The 15,463-nt window shown below is 70.9% G+C and carries 18 protein-coding genes; 8 read left to right on the top strand and 10 right to left on the bottom strand.

What is annotated here, in order from left to right:
- Positions 1 to 4: 4 nt before the first annotated feature.
- Positions 5 to 1,042, bottom strand: a complete 1,038-nt coding sequence (locus tag ACH34R_RS20735; protein ID WP_397563102.1) for an aldo/keto reductase — start codon at positions 1,040 to 1,042, stop codon at positions 5 to 7.
- A 119-nt stretch (positions 1,043 to 1,161) separates the two neighbouring features.
- Here ACH34R_RS20735 and ACH34R_RS20730 point away from each other — a divergent pair, with 119 nt between their 5' ends.
- Positions 1,162 to 1,788, top strand: coding sequence for a TetR/AcrR family transcriptional regulator (locus tag ACH34R_RS20730; RefSeq protein WP_397563101.1), 627 nt, complete (start codon positions 1,162 to 1,164; stop codon positions 1,786 to 1,788).
- Here ACH34R_RS20730 and ACH34R_RS20725 read toward each other — a convergent pair.
- A complete protein-coding gene (locus ACH34R_RS20725; RefSeq protein ID WP_397563100.1) occupies positions 1,737 to 2,480 on the bottom strand; it encodes an SDR family oxidoreductase in 744 nt (247 codons plus the stop codon). The genes ACH34R_RS20730 and ACH34R_RS20725 overlap by 52 nt on opposite strands.
- Before the next feature lie 138 nt (positions 2,481 to 2,618).
- Here ACH34R_RS20725 and ACH34R_RS20720 point away from each other — a divergent pair, with 138 nt between their 5' ends.
- From ACH34R_RS20720 to ACH34R_RS20710, 3 genes are read left to right on the top strand one after another with little or no spacing between them, the layout of a single operon-like run.
- Positions 2,619 to 3,545 carry a LysR family transcriptional regulator gene (locus ACH34R_RS20720; RefSeq protein ID WP_397563099.1) on the top strand — a complete coding sequence of 309 codons (927 nt, stop codon included), beginning with the start codon at positions 2,619 to 2,621 and terminating at the stop codon, positions 3,543 to 3,545.
- Positions 3,546 to 3,600: 55 nt separating this feature from the next.
- Entirely contained in the window at positions 3,601 to 5,043 is a 1,443-nt protein-coding gene (gene proS, locus ACH34R_RS20715; RefSeq protein ID WP_397563098.1) for a proline--tRNA ligase, read from the top strand.
- Between the two features lie 35 nt (positions 5,044 to 5,078).
- Complete coding sequence (locus ACH34R_RS20710) at positions 5,079 to 5,537, top strand: DUF5990 family protein (protein ID WP_397563097.1); 459 nt, start codon at positions 5,079 to 5,081, stop codon at positions 5,535 to 5,537.
- Positions 5,538 to 5,561: 24 nt separating this feature from the next.
- On the opposite strand, the gene ACH34R_RS20705 is transcribed toward ACH34R_RS20710, so the two are convergent.
- Both ACH34R_RS20705 and ACH34R_RS20700 read right to left on the bottom strand, forming a co-directional pair.
- Positions 5,562 to 6,149, bottom strand: a complete 588-nt coding sequence (locus ACH34R_RS20705; RefSeq protein ID WP_397563096.1) for an NAD(P)-dependent oxidoreductase — start codon at positions 6,147 to 6,149, stop codon at positions 5,562 to 5,564.
- Between the two features lie 58 nt (positions 6,150 to 6,207).
- Positions 6,208 to 6,774: a recombinase family protein gene (locus tag ACH34R_RS20700; protein WP_397563095.1), complete on the bottom strand. Its 567-nt coding sequence runs from the start codon at positions 6,772 to 6,774 to the stop codon at positions 6,208 to 6,210.
- A 435-nt stretch (positions 6,775 to 7,209) separates the two neighbouring features.
- On the opposite strand from ACH34R_RS20700, the gene ACH34R_RS20695 reads away from it, so the two are divergent.
- Together ACH34R_RS20695 and ACH34R_RS20690 are read left to right on the top strand one after the other, a co-directional pair.
- Complete coding sequence (locus tag ACH34R_RS20695) at positions 7,210 to 8,148, top strand: NAD-dependent epimerase/dehydratase family protein (RefSeq protein WP_397563094.1); 939 nt, start codon at positions 7,210 to 7,212, stop codon at positions 8,146 to 8,148.
- 112 nt (positions 8,149 to 8,260) lie between these two features.
- Positions 8,261 to 9,412, top strand: a complete 1,152-nt coding sequence (locus tag ACH34R_RS20690; RefSeq protein WP_397563093.1) for a nucleotide disphospho-sugar-binding domain-containing protein — start codon at positions 8,261 to 8,263, stop codon at positions 9,410 to 9,412.
- Positions 9,413 to 9,908: 496 nt separating this feature from the next.
- Here ACH34R_RS20690 and ACH34R_RS20685 read toward each other — a convergent pair whose 3' ends face one another.
- Genes ACH34R_RS20685 through ACH34R_RS20675 form a run of 3 tightly spaced genes read right to left on the bottom strand, consistent with a single transcriptional unit; the run spans position 9,909 to position 12,683 of the window.
- The gene (locus ACH34R_RS20685) at positions 9,909 to 10,463 is read right to left on the bottom strand and encodes a Tn3 family transposase (protein WP_397563092.1); all 555 of its coding nucleotides are present in this window, start codon (positions 10,461 to 10,463) and stop codon (positions 9,909 to 9,911) included.
- Positions 10,420 to 11,151 (bottom strand): Tn3 family transposase, encoded by a 732-nt coding sequence (locus tag ACH34R_RS20680; protein ID WP_397563091.1) that lies wholly within the window; start codon positions 11,149 to 11,151, stop codon positions 10,420 to 10,422. The genes ACH34R_RS20685 and ACH34R_RS20680 overlap by 44 nt, the downstream gene beginning before the upstream one ends.
- On the bottom strand, positions 11,148 to 12,683 hold the full coding sequence (locus ACH34R_RS20675) for a DUF4158 domain-containing protein (protein WP_397563090.1): 1,536 nt from the start codon (positions 12,681 to 12,683) through the stop codon (positions 11,148 to 11,150). The genes ACH34R_RS20680 and ACH34R_RS20675 overlap by 4 nt, the downstream gene beginning before the upstream one ends.
- Positions 12,684 to 12,883: 200 nt before the next feature.
- Here ACH34R_RS20675 and ACH34R_RS20670 point away from each other — a divergent pair, with 200 nt between their 5' ends.
- The gene (locus tag ACH34R_RS20670; RefSeq protein WP_397563089.1) at positions 12,884 to 13,264 is read left to right on the top strand and encodes an SgcJ/EcaC family oxidoreductase; all 381 of its coding nucleotides are present in this window, start codon (positions 12,884 to 12,886) and stop codon (positions 13,262 to 13,264) included.
- Positions 13,261 to 13,659 (top strand): hypothetical protein, encoded by a 399-nt coding sequence (locus tag ACH34R_RS20665; protein WP_397563088.1) that lies wholly within the window; start codon positions 13,261 to 13,263, stop codon positions 13,657 to 13,659. Before ACH34R_RS20670 ends, ACH34R_RS20665 begins: the two co-directional genes overlap by 4 nt.
- 43 nt (positions 13,660 to 13,702) lie before the next feature.
- Here the strand turns inward: ACH34R_RS20665 and ACH34R_RS20660 are convergent, their stop codons facing one another.
- The 3 genes from ACH34R_RS20660 to ACH34R_RS20650 all read right to left on the bottom strand — a co-directional run bounded on the left by ACH34R_RS20660 (position 13,703) and on the right by ACH34R_RS20650 (position 15,444).
- A complete protein-coding gene (locus ACH34R_RS20660) occupies positions 13,703 to 14,005 on the bottom strand; it encodes a hypothetical protein (RefSeq protein ID WP_397563087.1) in 303 nt (100 codons plus the stop codon).
- Between the two features lie 132 nt (positions 14,006 to 14,137).
- Positions 14,138 to 15,187: an alpha/beta fold hydrolase gene (locus tag ACH34R_RS20655; RefSeq protein WP_397563086.1), complete on the bottom strand. Its 1,050-nt coding sequence runs from the start codon at positions 15,185 to 15,187 to the stop codon at positions 14,138 to 14,140.
- Positions 15,184 to 15,444, bottom strand: coding sequence for an AbrB/MazE/SpoVT family DNA-binding domain-containing protein (locus ACH34R_RS20650; RefSeq protein ID WP_397563085.1), 261 nt, complete (start codon positions 15,442 to 15,444; stop codon positions 15,184 to 15,186). The genes ACH34R_RS20655 and ACH34R_RS20650 overlap by 4 nt, the downstream gene beginning before the upstream one ends.
- Positions 15,445 to 15,463: the final 19 nt, after the last annotated feature.

Below are 15,463 nucleotides of genomic sequence, written 5' to 3'. Positions count from 1 at the left end.
GGCGCTACCGGCGGCGGGACGCGGCCTCCAGGGCGGAGGTGGCGGTGTGCCACATGTTGTCGGCGACGTTGATCGTGTGCCCGGGAGGCACGATCTCGTCGATGCGGTCGAGCACGTCGCCGGGCAGCTCGACGCCGTCGGCCGCCAGGTAGGACTCCAGGTGCTCCATGGTGCGCGGGCCGACGATCGCGGAGGTCACCGCCGGGTGGCGGAGGACGAACGCGATCGCCATCTGCACCAGCGTCATCCCGGCCTCGTCGGCGAGCGCTCCGAGGGCGTCGGCGGCGTCGAGCTTCGCGGCGTTCGCCGGGGCGGTGGCGTCGTAGGCGGCGGGAAAGCGGCGCAGCCTGGCCGCCGAGCCCGGCCCGGCGATCTCCCGGCCCTTGCGGTAGCGGCCGGTCAGCCAGCCGCCGGCCAGCGGGCTGTAGGTCAGCACGCCCATTCCGTGCCGCCGGGAGGTCGGCAGCACGTCGAACTCGGCGGCGCGCACGAGCAGAGAGTACGGCGGCTGCTCGGTACGGAAGCGTTCGCGGCCACGGCGCTCGGCGGTCCAGTGCGCCTCGGCTATCTGGGACGCGGGCACGCTGGACGCGCCGAACATCCGGACCTTCCCGGCCCGTACCAAATCAGACAGCACGCCCAGCGTCTCATCGACATCGACGGACGCGTCCAGGCGATGGACCTGGTAAAGGTCGATCCGGTCGGTGCCCAGCCGGCGCAGCGAGCCCTCGACCGCCTCGGTGATCCACCGCCGCGAGGTCCCGCGCCGGTTGGGGTCATCGCCGAGCGGCAGGCCGACCTTGGTGGCGAGCACGACGTCCTCGCGCCGTCCGCCGGCGAGCGCCTTGCCGACGATCTCCTCCGACTCTCCGCCGGAGTAGACGTCGGCGGTGTCGATGAAGTTGATCCCGGCGTCGAGCGCGCGATGAACGATCTTGATCGCGTCGTCGTGGTCGGCGTTGCCGAAGGCGCCGAACATCATCGCGCCCAGGCACAGCGGGCTGACCGAGACGCCGGTGCGTCCCAGCGGGCGGTGGTCCATGGAGGGCTCCTCACCTCACCGCGACCGAGGTCGCGGCAGACGGGTAGAATCAGGCTTCGCACGGAAGCGGATAAGCTATCCGTTTCAGCGTACCGGATAACCTATCCACTTAGGAAACGATGTCCTCGGACCAGCCGCCCGCGCACACCAGACGCGCCGACGCCGAACGCAACCGCGACAAGATCCTCACCGCCGCCCGCACCGCGTTCGCCGAATCCGGTGCGCAGGTGTCCATGGCCGAGATCTCCCGGCGGGCCGGGGTCGGCATGGCGACCCTCTACCGCAACTTCCCCGGCCGCCGGGACCTGCTGGAGGCCCTCTACCTCGACGAGGTCAACGCCGTCTGCGCCGCCGCCGGCACCGCGGAGGGGGAGACGCCAGGGGCCGTGCTCGTGTCCTGGCTGTACCGGTTCTACGACTTCTTCACCGGCAAGCACGACATCGCCTCGGAGTTGCTGGCCCAGGCCGGCAGCGACAACCCGGTCTTCAGCGAGAGCCGTCCCCGGGTGCTCGCGGCTGCCCGGCCGCTGCTCACCGCCGCGCAGCGGACTCGCGAGGTCCGCGACGACCTCACCCTTGAGCAGATCACCGACATGATCATCGCCATCGCCTCGATCCACGGCGACCGCGGCTACGTCGAGCCGATCCTGCGGGCGGCGTTCGACGGCCTGCGCCCTGCCGCCGCGGCGGGGCGTCAGAGCTGGGAGCCGCCGCCGTCCACCGCCAGTTCGGCGCCGGTGGTGTAGGTGGCGTCGAACGCCAGGAACAGCGCGGCCTTGGCGATCTCGGCGGAGGTGCCCATGCGCAGCATTGGATTTTCCGCGGCCATCTGCGCCTTCACCTGATCGGCCGCCTCTCTGGGCATCGACTTCTCCAAGATCCCCGAATCGATCGGGCCGGGGCTGATCGCGTTGACGCGGATCTTCCTCGGCAGCAGTTCCCTGGCCAGGCTGCGGGCCATCGAGCGCAGCGCGGCCTTGCTCGCGGCGTAGGCGCTGAGCGCCGGAAGGCCCAGCACGCCGGCCACCGAGGTGGTGAGCACCACGCCGCCGCCTTCGGCGAGCACCGGGGCGAGCCGTTGCACCGTGAAGTACGGGCCCTTGGCGTTGACGGCGAGCAGCCGGTCGTAAAGCTCCTCACTCGTCGCCTCGAACGGCGCGAAACCGTTGACGCCGGCATTGGCGAACAGGGCGTCGATCGTGCCGAACTCGGCCTTCACCCGGTCGGCCAGCGCATCGATGTCGGGGAGCGACGCCGTATCGCTGCGGACCGCCAGCGCGCTCGCGCCGAGCTGGTCGCGGGCGGCGTCCAGGGCGGCCTGGCCGCGCCCGGTGATCAGAACGCGTGCCCCGCCGGTCACGAGCGCCTGCGCGATGGCCAGGCCGAACCCGCTGCTCCCTCCGGTGATCACGACCCGCTTGCCGTCGTACTCGCCCATGGCTGATCCCCTTCTTCGCGAAACCCGGCGGGTCGGCCCCGGCCGGACGACTTCGAGTCAACAGCGCTCTGACCTGGGCGTCTAAGACCTGTTCCGCACCCCGTCATGCACAAATCGCATAACGGCTAGGCTGGTGGGGTGCCCGACGCAGCCCCTTCCGCCCCATCGGCCGGCCCCGCCCCGGATCTCGACCTGCGGCTGGTGCGCTACTTCACGGTCGTCGCCGAGCACCTCAACTTCGCCCGCGCCGCCCAGGCGCTGCACCTCGCGCAGCCCTCGCTGAGCCGCCAGATCCAGCGCCTGGAGCGCGTGCTCGGGGTGCGGCTGCTCGACCGCACCCCTTCGGGCAGCCGGCTCACCGCGGCGGGCGCGGCCTTCCTGCCGCGGGCGCAGGCGTTGTTGCACACCGCCGGGCAGGCGGCGCAGGCCGCCCGCTCGGCCGCGCCCCCGCGCGCGATCACCATCGGGTACGTCGAGGACCTGGTCATCACCCCGGCCGTGCGCGAGCTGCGCCGCCGCCACCCCGACGCCCACGTCCGCACCCGCCACCTGGACTGGAACGACGCCCGCGCCCTCGCCGACCGGCGGGTCGACGCGCTGGTCGCCCGGACGCCGCTGCCGTTCGCGGCCGACGGGCTGCGGGTGACCGCCCTCTACGACGAGCCCCGGGTGCTCGTCGTCCCGGCCACCCACCGGCTCGCCGGGAAAGAATCGATCACCCCGGAGGACTTCGCGGGCGAAGCCCTGGTGCCGTGTACCGGGGCCACCGCCGCGTGGAGCGGTTTCTGGCGGCTCGAACCCCGGCCCGGCGGCCGGCCGGCACCGCTGGGTCCCCTGGTCGTCGACACCTTCGAGGACAAGCTCGAACTCATCGCCGACGGCGCGGCCGTCGCCGTGCTGCCCGCCGGCGACCGGCGCGGGACGCTGCGCGACGACCTCGCCGTGATCCCCATCGACGACGCCCCGCCCTGTCAGGTGGCGGTCATCACCCGGGCCGGCGACCGTGACCCGCTGGTCGTCCACTTCCGCGAGTCGGCGGGGCGGTTCCTCACCCGCGCGGCGTAGCGCCGGGGCGGGCGACCGGGGATCCGGGGTGCCGGATCCGCGCTATTCTCCCTGCATGGCACGTGATGAACGCGGTGTGACCCCTCAGAGCGAGGACTTTTCGGCCTGGTACAACGAGCTGGTCGCCAAGGCGCAGTTGGTGGACCGCGGCCCGGCCAAGGGCACCATGATCATCCGACCTTACGGCTACCGCCTGTGGGAGCTGCTCCAGGCCGAGCTCGACCGGCGCATCAAGGACACCGGCCACGAGAACGCCTACTTCCCGCTGCTCATCCCGGAAAGCTACCTGCGCCGGGAGGCCGAGCACGTCGAGGGCTTCTCGCCCGAGCTGGCCGTCGTCACCCACGCGGGCGGCAAGGAACTCGACGAGCCGCTGGTGGTCCGGCCCACCTCCGAGACCATCATCGGCGAGATGATGGCCAAGTGGATCTCCTCCCACCGGGATCTGCCGCTGCTGCTCAACCAGTGGGCCAACGTGGTGCGCTGGGAGCTGCGGCCCAGGATGTTCCTGCGTACCACGGAGTTCCTGTGGCAGGAAGGCCACACCGCGCACGCCGACGAGGCCGACGCCATGCGCGAGACCATGCTCGCGCTCGACATCTACGCCGAGGTGGCCCGGGACATCGCGGCCATTCCGGTGGTGCCGGGGGAGAAGACCCCCGGTGAACGGTTCGCCGGGGCCGTGCGGACCTTCACCATCGAGGGCATGATGCGCGACGGCAAGGCCCTGCAGGCCGGGACCTCCCACTACATGGGCACCAACTTCGCCAAGGCCTTCGAGATCCAGTACACCTCCGAGGCCGGTCGGCTCGAACTGTGCCACACCACCTCCTGGGGCATGTCCACCCGCATGCTCGGCGGCGTGATCATGACCCACGGCGACGACAAGGGGCTGGTGCTGCCGCCCATGCTCGCGCCCCACCAGGTCGTGATCGTCCCCATCGGCCGCGGCGAGCAGGGCGAGCACACCCTGTCCGCGGCGCGTGAGCTGGCCGGGCGGCTCAAGGCCGCCGGTGTCCGCGCCCATGTCGATGACCGCGCCCAGCTTTCCCCCGGTTTCCGGTTCAACGACTGGGAGCTGCGCGGCGTGCCGGTCCGTCTCGAACTCGGGCCCCGCGACCTGGAGTCGGGCACCGCGGTCATGGTCAAGCGCCTCGGCGAGGAGGGCAAGCAGCCGGTTCCGCTGGCGTCGGTGCCCGAGCTGATGCCCGGTGTGCTGGCCGATTTCCATGCGTTCCTGCTGGAGCGGGCCACCGCTTTTCGCGACTCGCACACCAGCCGGGCCGACACCTGGGAGGCGTTCTCCCAGGCGGTCGCCACCGGCTGGGCGTCGGCGCTGCACTGCGGCGAGGCCGCGTGTGAGGACGAGATCAAGGCCAAGACCGCGGCGACGCCGCGGTGCATCCCGCTGGACGGCGAGCCGGAGTCCGGTTCGTGCGTACACTGCGGCGCGCCCGCCGCCTACGGCAAGCGGGTGCTCTTCGGCCGCGCCTACTGACCGGGCGGCCGGGCCCGTGATGCGAGGATGACAGGGTGCTGATCCGCATCGAGGCATCCGACCTGCCCGGCCGCGACTGCCCTCAGGCGCCGGGGTTTCCCGGGTATCGCAATGTCCATGTGGGGGTGCAGCGGCGGGCACGCCCCGGCGAACTGCTGGGGCTGCATCGCGGTGACGCGCCCGCGGCCACCTGGGAGCTTGAGGCCACCGCCACGGCCCGGGAGGGCGGCTGGGATCTTCGCGGCCCGTACGTGCAGGGGCCGCCCGGCGGCCGGTTCGTGTACCTGTCGTGGGGCGCGGTGGACGAGAACGGGGTGTTCTCGATGTTCCGGCGGGCGAAGTTGTGCTTCGACGCCGTTCCCGCGGACGCGCTGGAGGCCGCGGTGCGGACGGGACTGCTGGTCGCGCGGCTGGGCCTGACCGACGGCGCGGGGCATCCACTGTGCGCGGCGGTCCGCCCGCCGCTCGTCCGGTGGTCGGCGGCCACGGCCTGACCCGCCGCCTGCGGCTATCCCCGGCTATTTGGGGCCGCAGATGCCCATGGCCTTGCCGATCATGCCGGGGTCGTTGACGCCGTCGAGCAGCGCCATCGCGTAGTCGGCCCGGGAGAGCTGTGCCGCGCCGCCGGTGGCGTTGGCCTCGAAGTCGATGTGCACGCGTCCGGCCGGCGGTTTGTCGTTGAGCATGGTGCCCCGTGCGATGGTCCAGTCCAGCCCGTTGACCTGCAACATGCCCTCGGCGTGCGCGAGGTCCGCGTAGGCCGCGCGGAAGATCAGCCAGGCCAGGGTGACCGCGAGGCGGGGGCGGGTGGCCGGTACCGAGCGGCTGCTCGTCATCACCACTCGCCGCACGCCGGTGTCGCGCATCGCGGTGATGAGGGCGCTCGCGATCCGGCTGCCACCGACGGCGGCGATGACGGCGTCCTGCCCCTTGCGGGCGGTGTTCAGGGCCGCCGGGTCGTGCGCGTCGCCCTGGTGTACGCCGGTCAGGCCCGTGCGGTCGGTGAGCCCGTCCGGCCGGCGGACGAAGGCGGTGATCTGGTGCCCGCGTTCGACGCCCTGGGCCAGTACGTGCCTGCCGGTCCGGCCGGTCGAGCCGATGACCAAGATGGGGTGCCGTTAACCGACGTGGCACCAGCCGCCATATAGGCCCTGACCTGGTAGCTCAGCTTCCCGCTTCGAGTTCGGCTCGCGCCGTTGGCGGTTCGACGGCACGACCTGTCGCGAGTTCGGGGACGTATTTGTAGATGGTCGAGCGGCTGACGCCGAGCAGTCGGGCGACGGAGGAGACGGTGTTCTCCGGCCGGGTGAGCAGGTCGCGGGCATGCCGGATCTGCTCTGCGGTCATCGCCGGCGGACGTCCCAGGCGTTGCCCGCGGGCGCGGGCGGCAGCCAGCCCCTCGTGGGTGCCTTCCACGATGAGCTCGCGGATGAACTCGGCGAGCGCGGCGAAGACGTGGAAGACGAGTCGGCCGCCGGTGGTGGTGGTGTCCAGCGCCTCGTGCAGCGAGCGGAAGCCGACGCCGCGCTTGCGCAGCCCGGCCACGATGGAGATGAGGTCTTGCAGGGAGCGGCCCAGCCGATCCAACGAGGGCACCACGAGGGTGTCGCCTGGGCGCAGGTAGTCCAGCGCCTTCTCCAGTTCCTCGCGTTCGGCGTTCTTGGCGGACTTCTTGGCGGACTTGTTCGGGGTGCCGCGCTCGCCCGTGTACGGGCATCTGAAGGGCGACACTGTGCCCCGCCAGCCAAAGAAGACCCTGGATAGGGCGTAGTCGGCACGGGGTCGGAGTTCTGTTTGTCGTGGTCGGCCTACCGGCCCCCGGGGCTTGGGTGGCCGGGGTGATCTGGTCGGCATAGGGCCCGGTTTGGGTGTCGGCCAGGTGGTTAGTCACCAGCATTGCGGGCTGGAGGATGACGTCCGTCCGCTTAGCCAGGGTTGGCGCAGAGTTGGGCGGTCAAGGTGGTGCGGGCCCACTCTTCCCACGTGTCCGGGCATTTCACGTCGCTTCACGCACGCGTCGGTCGCCGGACAGGCAGAGGGCCTGGCCGCCCGTGTGCGGCTCGAGCATCGCTGGAGCGGGCCGGCGGGCCCGGTCCAGCGACGCTCGACGGGCCGTCGTCATGCTGGGGCGAGCGTCGGGCCATGGGTTCTTTCAACGAAGGTTCTGTGACCGGACGTGTGGCGGTGCTGGGCGCGAGCGGCTGCGTGGGGCGGCAGGTGTGCGCCGCCTTCGCCCGCCAGGGGCGGCCGCTGGTGGCGGTGGCCCGCCGCCGCGCCGCCCATCTGGGCGCGTACCGGTTCCTGCCGCTGGACGTCGCCGCGCTCTCCGGTGGGGAGCTGGCGAAGGTGCTGGCCGGTGAGGGCGTGGAGGCGGTCGTCAACGCCACCGGCGGCTGGGTCGCGGGCGACGAGGAGATGCACCGCACCTACGTCCGGCTCGTCGATCAGCTCATCGAGGCCATGATGATGCTGCCGGGCCCGGCTCGTCTGGTGCACGTGGGCAGCGTGCACGAGTACGGCCCGACGCCGCACGGGCTGATCATCACGGAGGAGCTGCGCCCCGCGCCGCAGAGCGTCTACGCGCGCACGAAGCTGGCCGGCTCCCGCCGCATCCTCGACGCGGTCCGTGCCGGAGAGCTCGACGCCGTGGTGCTGAGGGTGGCCAACGTCTACGGCCCGCACCCGGCCGAGGCCAGCTTCCTCGGCGGCCTCGTCGGCAAGCTGCGCGACGGTGCGGAGCTCGACCTGACGATCGTGGACGCATGGCGCGACTTCGTCGACGTCAGGGACGTCGCCGACCTCGTGGTGAAGGTGACGGCCGACCGCGCCGCCGACCCGCTCATCAACGTCGGGAGCGGCCAGGCGATCAACATCCGCACCCTCGTCGAGGACCTCCTGGCCGCGGCGGGACGGTCACCGGAGTCGGTACGCGAGCGCGCGGGCGCCGTCCAGGCCAGGGGCGGCGACTGGACCCAGGTGGACATCGCGCATGCGACGCGCCTGCTCGGCTGGCGGCCACGCCGCACTCACCTGGAGTCGGTGCGGGCCATGTGGGAGGCCGCGGGCGCGCCCGCCGGCGTGCTGCCGTCGCACTCGAACGCCTGATCAACGACCCCCACGGGCTCCACGCTCTCCCCCCGGGCTCTCCATCGGGCCTCCACGGGCTCTCCATCGGGCCTCCACGGGCTCTCTATCGGCCCTGCGCACGGTCGCTCCCATGCGCATACTCTTCACCACCATCGCAGCGGCGGCCCACTTCCACCCGACCGTCCCCCTCGCCTGGGCGCTCCGCGCCGCGGGACACGAGGTGCGGGTGGCCTGCGAGCCCGGTTTCACCGCCACCGTGACCCAGTCGGGGCTGCCGGCGCTCGCCGTGGGACAGGACGTCGACCTGCGCACCTTCTGGCAGGGCCACGACCTCGGCCCGCGGGAGGACATGACCGCAGAGGAGCACCAGCGGCTGCGCCTGACCCGCGCCATCGGAATGTTCTCCGGCATCGCGGCCGCGGCCGCCGACGACCTCATCGCCTTCGCCGAGAGCTGGCGCCCCGACCTGGTCGTCTTCGAGGCACGCGCCTACGCGGGGCTCATCGCCGCCCGCCGCCTGGGAGTGCCCGCCGTGCGGCACCTGTGGGGTCTGGACACCACCTACGGGCGCCGCGACTTCGACGGGCCGTTCCTGGAAGAGTTGTGGTCGCGGTACGGCCTGGCGGGCGTGGACCCGCTCGGCGACCTCACGGTGGCCCCGTGCCCGCCCAGCCTGGCGGAGCGGGGCGAGCTGCCCAGGAAGGACATCCGCTACGTGCCCTACAACGGGCCGGGCGTCATGCCGTCGTGGCTGCTCCGGCCCGTCGAGCGTCCCCGGGTGTGCGTCACCTGGGGGCACATGTTCGCCCAGCGCACCGGCACCCTGCACGGCCTGGAGATGGCCGTCGCGGCCCTGCGGCGCCTGCCCGTCGAGGTGGTGGCCGCGATCACGCCGAGCCAGCGGGCCCTGCTGGGCGAGGTTCCGCCCGGGGTGCGGGTCGTCGAGTCGATGCCGCTGAACCTGCTGCTGCCCACCTGTGACGCCGTGGTCAACGGAGGTGGCGCGGGCACGATGATGACGGCGCTGGCGTCGGCCGTACCCATGATCATAGTGCCGTCGCACGCCGACGAGTACCACTACGCCGAACGACTGGGCGGTGCGGGCGCCGCGGTGAGCGTGGACTACCGTCAGGCCGACGCAGCCGCCATCGAGCGCGCCGCCGCCACCGTGCTCGGCGACCCCGCGTACGACACGGCCGCCATCCGGCTCCGCGGCGAGAACGCCCTGCTGCCTACACCCGGTGACCTCCTCGCCGACCTGGAGAAGCTGGCCGTCGCCTGAAGGACGAGGTCCCCCGGGTGCCGCCGGCACGTTCACCGGCGGTCCGCTCGCGGCGCCGGACCGCCGGTGAACGGCTCCGGGGTCCTTGGACAGGTATCCGACCGCGTCGGCGCCGTCGGAGAGCAGCTCGCGGGCGAAGGCCTGGGCGACGCGGCGCCTGTACGCCGGGCGGGCGTCTCACCAGCTGCTCGGGATCGCCGCCCGGACGGGACGGCCTGCGCCGGGGCAGGAATGCGGAGATCGTCATCTCGGCCACCCCGGCGGCCACCGAGATGAGCAGCGCGTAGCGGAGGCCGTCCTGGGAGGCCAGCGATCCTTTGAGGACCTTGTCCTCTTCGCCGGGCTGCGTGGGAGTTCAGGCTCGGAAGCGGGCCGGCGCGTCGGCCGCTGCCCTTCACGGTAGCCGCGACCACGAACGCCTGTCTCGCCGACGCCGCAGCGAAAACCTGACACTTTCTCGACACCTCAGATGAGCCTAGGTGCCCTGGCACACTAATCATGCGCCGCCGAGTGAACCGAGAGCGCCGATGCTCAGCCGGGCATTCAGATCGAGGCGTACCTCGCCGTATAGGCGGACATGGAGCCAGAACAGCGGGGTTAGGCCGCGCCGGTCGAGCAGAGTGCGCAGCGCGGCCCATTCGGGATCGGCGAGTACGTCTTGAATCATCAGGACATTCACCATGACGAGCGAGGCTTGCAAGATCCGAAGACACAGGGCCGTCATCTCCACCTCATCGCGCCGGTTGGTGGAGATCTCGCCGCCGCGGCCGTAGCAGATCACCGAGTTGGCACGGTTGCACGCCTCGACCACGTTCAGCCCTTCCTCGATCTCTCGCTGCAGGTCGCGGTCGTATAAGTAGCGGGCGACGAACGTGGTGCGCGCCGCCCGGCCGATCTCCAGCATCGCCTGGTAGGCCGGATGCGAGGCGGTGCGGGTGAAGCGCGACAAGATGGCTTCGGTCGAGGCGGTGCGGGTGCGGATCGCGGTGGCGTACTTGACGACCTGGTCATAGTTCTTGGCGATGATGTCCCAGCGGACCGGCCGGGTCATCGCCGGCGCCAGGTTCCCGGTGCCGGATGGCACCCTCCACCATGGCCGCCACCTCCGAAGCCGACGCCTTGAGCGTCTGTGAGTGCACGACCACCGACCCGCGTTCGACGTGCCAGTACACGAGGATTCCCCGGCCGCCGTAGCGGGAGTGCCACTCGGTGAACAGGTTCTGATCCCAGGAGCGGAAGTGGGTGGAGTCGGAGGCGACCGCGGTGGAGCCCTGCCCCCACAGGCCGGTGTCGCGGGCGGCGAAGGTGGCGTTGGCGATCTCGACCGCGATGGTGCGGGCCACCTCCGGGGTCAGGTAGCGACGGCGCACGTAGCGCAGGTCCTCTTCGCTGTGGGCGTGCGCGCCGGAGATCATCTGCCGGATGCCGCAGTTGGTGCCGTAGGCGTAGATGACCAGCATGAGCCGCTCAGCCAGCACCTCAGGACTCATGTGGCCGGTGCCGGTGGCTGCGGTCACTTTTGCCAGGCAGCCGGTGCGCAGGATCGCCTCTTTGAGGATGTCGATCAGGGGGACGGCGCTCCACCGTCGGGCGACCTCGTTTTTGATCCGGCGCAAGTTGCGCGGCTCGGGGGCGGCCTCGATCGGTGTCAGCTTGATCGCCCCGGCCTTGCGGTCGCTGATCTCTACCCAGCCCAGGGAGGGCAGTGCGTCGTTCAGCGTCGCCAGGGCGCTGGTCATCTCCTCGCGCAGGCTGTCACAGAACTCGGTCGGGTCCAGGGGTTTGCGCAGCTCGCGGTAGTGCTCGGCGCGGCGGGCCTCAAAGTCGGTGGGCAGGTCCTCGTCCGGGTTGCGCCACCGGTCGGCGCCGACGACCCAGATCTCCTTGCAGCGCAGCTGCTCCCGCAGGGTCTGGAAGGTGGCCACCTCGTACACCATGCGCGATACCCGCCGGCGGTCGCGGGTGTCGGTGCGATAGACCAGGTCGGCCCAGTCCTTGTGGTGTTGCCGGCCTTGGCGTAGCGCTGGACCAGCTTGAGCGCGTCGATGACGGGCTGGTGGGCGGTGTTGTTGGAGCGGAACTCCAGCACCTCCAGTAGTTCGATCAGGCCGCGCCGGTAGTGGTTGGTGTAGGAGGCCTTCAGCGTGGTCTGCACGGTGCGCCGGTAGACCGGCCCCTTGGTCTTGAACTCGTGCACCAGCTCGCGCAGCGTCTGCTCGCCGCCCCGCACCGCGGGGAAGACCACGTCGCGCACCGTGCCGTCCGGCGTGGCCAGCGAGGCGTCGGCGATGGTGAACAGGTGGTTCTCCTTGCCTGAGACCCGCTTGAAGGCGTTGATGAGCTCCTCGGTGACCTTGCGCTCGGCGCGTGCGCCCACCCGGTGCACCGTGGCGATGAGCAGGTCGACCAACGCGTCGGTGACCTCCCGCTCCCGCTCGACCAGCAGCGCGGCCAGCAGGGTGATCGTGGCCTCCGGCGCATTGCGGGCCCGCCGGCGCAGGTGTGAAGGTGACTCCACCGCAGCGCGGAAACGCCACCCGCCCAGCACCTTGGGTGCCACGTCGGCGAACAACCCGGCTGGCAGTTCGATGGCCCGGATCGCGTTCAGCTTGCGGATCTCCGTCAGCATCGAATCCAGGCTCACGTTGCCCGGCATCGCCTTGATCAGCGACAGGACCGAGCCCTCATCCTCGTCCAGATCGTCATCGCTCTCCTCGGTCTCCACCGCGGTGTTGTCGGCGGCCACCAGGGCGAGCACCCGGGTCACCGTCTCCGCGTCCAGCCTCGCGGCGATCCGGTGAAACCAGGTTTGCTCCGCGTTGTGCAGTGCTGACCGTACGATCCGAGTGACCCGCCCCGGCGAGGGCGGCTCGATCCGCTCCTGACGACACTGCTTGAGCAGTTCTTCGCGGACCCGGTCGGCCTGTCGCTCGGCGTGCGCGACGTTCACGGCCAGCCAGTCGGTCAGCTTGTCGGCGTCGGCGACCGAGCACTCCCGGAAGCCGAGGTGATCGCGGATCTCACCACGGTGACGCTCGATCGTCCGGCCTGACCAGTCGTACAGGCCCAAGCTGCTGGCCGACGTCTTGGTCTGCTTCGCGACGTAGTCGACCACCTCGTCAGGGAACTCCGCCCGCCCCCGCGGGAACCGCCCATGCTGCGTGATGTACTTCAGCAACAGCGCGAAGGCCAGACGAGTGCCCTCCTGCTTCGCACTGACCAGGCCGACCTCATCGCTCAGCACATTCCAGTGCTCGATGAGTTCATCCATGCCAAGCGGCGGACGTTCCATACCCATTGATCCGCGCCAGCCGCTTCGGCATTACAGAAGGTCAGGCTAGGGATCTTCGGAGTTTGGCGGCCCATGACACATCGGTTAACGGCACCCCAAGATCCGCATGATGATGTCCCCTTCCATATTGCAGCTTGCACTATAGTAAGACACATCACCCTGAAGGAGGAGTTCGCACCATGTCAAACCACGGAGAGATCACCGCCCTGCTCACCCGCCTCGCCGAGGCGTGGAACGCCGGTGATGCCACCGCCTACGCCGCCCTGTTCACCGAGGACGCCGACTACATCTCCTTCGACGGCAGGCACGGCAAGGGACGAGAGATCATCGAGACCGTGCATCGCCGGCTCTTCGACGGACCGCTCAAGGGCTCCACCATGGCCGCGGGCGGCGGCGAGGCGACGATCAGGCCGCTGGGCGACGGGGCGATGCTGGTGATCTCCGTGGGCGGTACCACGCTGGCAGGCGATCTCCGCACGTCGATCGTCTCCTTGACCGCCGTGCGCACCCCCGGGGGATGGCGCTTCGCCTCGTTCCAGAACACCCGGGTGGCGTCATGACGAAGAAGAAGCTGATCGCCGAGGCGGCCGGGATCATCGAGGCCCCGGTCGGCGAGGCGTGGCAGGCCCTGACCGAGGAGCTGCTGCCCGGCGGCAGGCGCGAGGGCCGGTTCTCCGTCCAGGACGCCCCCGGCCACACCTCGACGGTGGAGGTGACCGGTCACACCATCGCGTTCCAGGGCGGCTGGTGGTACCGGGGCGAGTGGAGCGTCGAACCGCATCCGCGGGGCACGCTGCTCGTCCACCGCGTCTTCAACGTGGCCCGATGGGGACGCTGGGGGGTACCGCTGGCCAACCGCCTGTTCATCGGTTTCGCCGAGAGCACGCGGGCGGGCCTGATGGGAAGGCTCGCCCGGGTGGGGCGGCGGCTGGGGCGTGCCACGCACCCGGCCTGAACCCGGCGGCTCCGGGCGGTGTGCGCCGCCCGGAGCCAAGGGCTCAGTCGTCGTCGCGCCAGGCGCGCAACCGGCGGCGGGCCTCGTGACGGCTGCGGCGGCGGTCCTCGCGCCGCAGGTGGTACCACTCCCGCCCACCGGTGCCATAACCGAACAGACAGTAGGCGTAGGCGGTGGCGCTCCAGTAGCAACCGCTCGGGCGGTGGCTCAGAGACGCGCTCCACGCCGTGATCTCGTCGGGCAGCGTGCAGACGCCGTCCCGGTGATCATGTACGGGCACGCAGGTCACCAGCGGCCGGTCGGCCATCCGCACCCAGGCGGGACGGGTCTTGTCGGTCTTGCTCATACGGTCACCTTTCGGCTCCGTGACACCCCGGGATGGGGCCGTCACAAGACCGGGTGCACCGTGATCACCTCCGATGGGCGGGGACGCGACATATCCGCACGCTACCGCGATCAGGTGGCGCGTGGGCGTGGCTCAGCGGCGCCTGGCGCCTTCGATGGCTCCCGAGTTGATGAGCTCTTCCGCGAACTCGGTCACGGCGGTGGTGAACACCTCGGGTTTGTCATCGTGAGCGACGTGTTTGGCGTCGATCCGCCGGTAGACGGTCTGCGGGGCCAGTGCGCGCACCCGGCGGGCGTCGTCGTCGTCCATGGCACCGACCAGCCCGTGCTTCTCGAACCGCTGCCAGTTGGCGTGCAGCAGCAGGACCGGGCAGGTCGTCCGCCGCAGCGCGGCCTCGGGGGAGAAGTCGCCGTAGAAGCGGCCGTCGACGAACGCCCTGGCGAAGTCGGGGTCGAACATCGACACCGCGCGGATCATCTCGTCCAGGGACCTCGGCAGCCAGCGCACCCCCAGGCTCGCCGGGCGGCCGGGGTGCCGCCGCTGGTACCGGGTGACCAGCCGGTCCAGGAGGTCGACGAAACGATCCGGCATCCGGATGATCTTGTCCTCGCCGATCGGGATCTCCTGGCGGTAGATGTCGGCCGGCCGCCGGCTCTCGATGTCGCCGAACGCCCGCACGGCGTATTCGAGGCTGCCGTACACCCACCGGTCCCGGTCTCGGAAGCGGGGCCACTCGGTGGAGAAGATCGGCGGATCCTCCAGCACGATCGCCGAGACGTGGTCGGGGACGTTGGCGGCGCACCACAGCGCGAGGACGCCGCCGGAGGAGTTTCCGCTGACGATCGCGGGCCCGCCGATGACCTCGCGCAGGAAGTGCGCGAGGTCGGTCCCCGCCGAGTGCCAGGAGTAGTCGCCCGGCGTCCAGGAGGAGTTGCCGTGCCCGCGCACATCGACGGCGTAGACGGTGAAGCGCCGCGCGAGGTCGGGCAGGACCTTGCGATAGCTGCTCCACAGGCTCATCTGGCCGGGGACGAGCAGTAGCGGGACGCCTGCCTCCGGGCCGCGGACGTAGTTGACGAGCACTCCGCCGAACTCGGCGGACTCCTGCCGGAACCCGGCCTTGACCAGCTCGGGCGTCAGTGGTTCGCGCTGCCCTTCGAAGGGGTTGCGGTAGGCGGTCATCGGCCCGCCTCCCGGCCTTCGCCGGTGGCGGGCCTTTCCTCGGCGGCGAGCACCCCGGTGGCGAAGTGCCGGAATCGCTCGTTGTCCACGAGCGCGATGCCCTGGTCGCGGTCCACGAGCACCAGCAGGGTGTCACCCGGCTGGAGGTCGAGCAGGTCTCGCGCGTCCTTCGGGATGACGATCTGTCCCTTTTCTCCGATCTTCACCGTCCCCACGATGTAGCGGCCGTCCGGCCCCTCGATCATCTTTCCGGCCATGTGCCCCTCCTTCGCCAAC

It is taken from the genome of Spongiactinospora sp. 9N601, from assembly GCF_044326295.1.
Taxonomy (GTDB): Bacteria; Actinomycetota; Actinomycetes; order Streptosporangiales; family Streptosporangiaceae; genus Spongiactinospora; species Spongiactinospora gelatinilytica.
This window is presented reverse-complemented; position numbering and strand designations above follow the sequence as displayed.

What these genes read in the sequence shown, in the direction of transcription:
- ACH34R_RS20735 (WP_397563102.1), bottom strand. Translation starts at nt 1,042, where the DNA reads ATGGACCACCGCCCGCTGGGACGCACCGGCGTCTCGGTCAGCCCGCTG.
- ACH34R_RS20730 (WP_397563101.1), top strand. Translation starts at nt 1,162, where the DNA reads ATGTCCTCGGACCAGCCGCCCGCGCACACCAGACGCGCCGACGCCGAA.
- ACH34R_RS20725 (WP_397563100.1), bottom strand. Translation starts at nt 2,480, where the DNA reads ATGGGCGAGTACGACGGCAAGCGGGTCGTGATCACCGGAGGGAGCAGC.
- proS (WP_397563098.1), top strand. Translation starts at nt 3,601, where the DNA reads ATGGCACGTGATGAACGCGGTGTGACCCCTCAGAGCGAGGACTTTTCG.
- ACH34R_RS20690 (WP_397563093.1), top strand. Translation starts at nt 8,261, where the DNA reads ATGCGCATACTCTTCACCACCATCGCAGCGGCGGCCCACTTCCACCCG.
- ACH34R_RS20685 (WP_397563092.1), bottom strand. Translation starts at nt 10,463, where the DNA reads ATGACCCGGCCGGTCCGCTGGGACATCATCGCCAAGAACTATGACCAG.
- ACH34R_RS20680 (WP_397563091.1), bottom strand. Translation starts at nt 11,151, where the DNA reads ATGACCAGCGCCCTGGCGACGCTGAACGACGCACTGCCCTCCCTGGGC.
- ACH34R_RS20675 (WP_397563090.1), bottom strand. Translation starts at nt 12,683, where the DNA reads ATGGATGAACTCATCGAGCACTGGAATGTGCTGAGCGATGAGGTCGGC.
- ACH34R_RS20670 (WP_397563089.1), top strand. Translation starts at nt 12,884, where the DNA reads ATGTCAAACCACGGAGAGATCACCGCCCTGCTCACCCGCCTCGCCGAG.
- ACH34R_RS20665 (WP_397563088.1), top strand. Translation starts at nt 13,261, where the DNA reads ATGACGAAGAAGAAGCTGATCGCCGAGGCGGCCGGGATCATCGAGGCC.
- ACH34R_RS20660 (WP_397563087.1), bottom strand. Translation starts at nt 14,005, where the DNA reads ATGAGCAAGACCGACAAGACCCGTCCCGCCTGGGTGCGGATGGCCGAC.
- ACH34R_RS20655 (WP_397563086.1), bottom strand. Translation starts at nt 15,187, where the DNA reads ATGACCGCCTACCGCAACCCCTTCGAAGGGCAGCGCGAACCACTGACG.
- ACH34R_RS20650 (WP_397563085.1), bottom strand. Translation starts at nt 15,444, where the DNA reads ATGGCCGGAAAGATGATCGAGGGGCCGGACGGCCGCTACATCGTGGGG.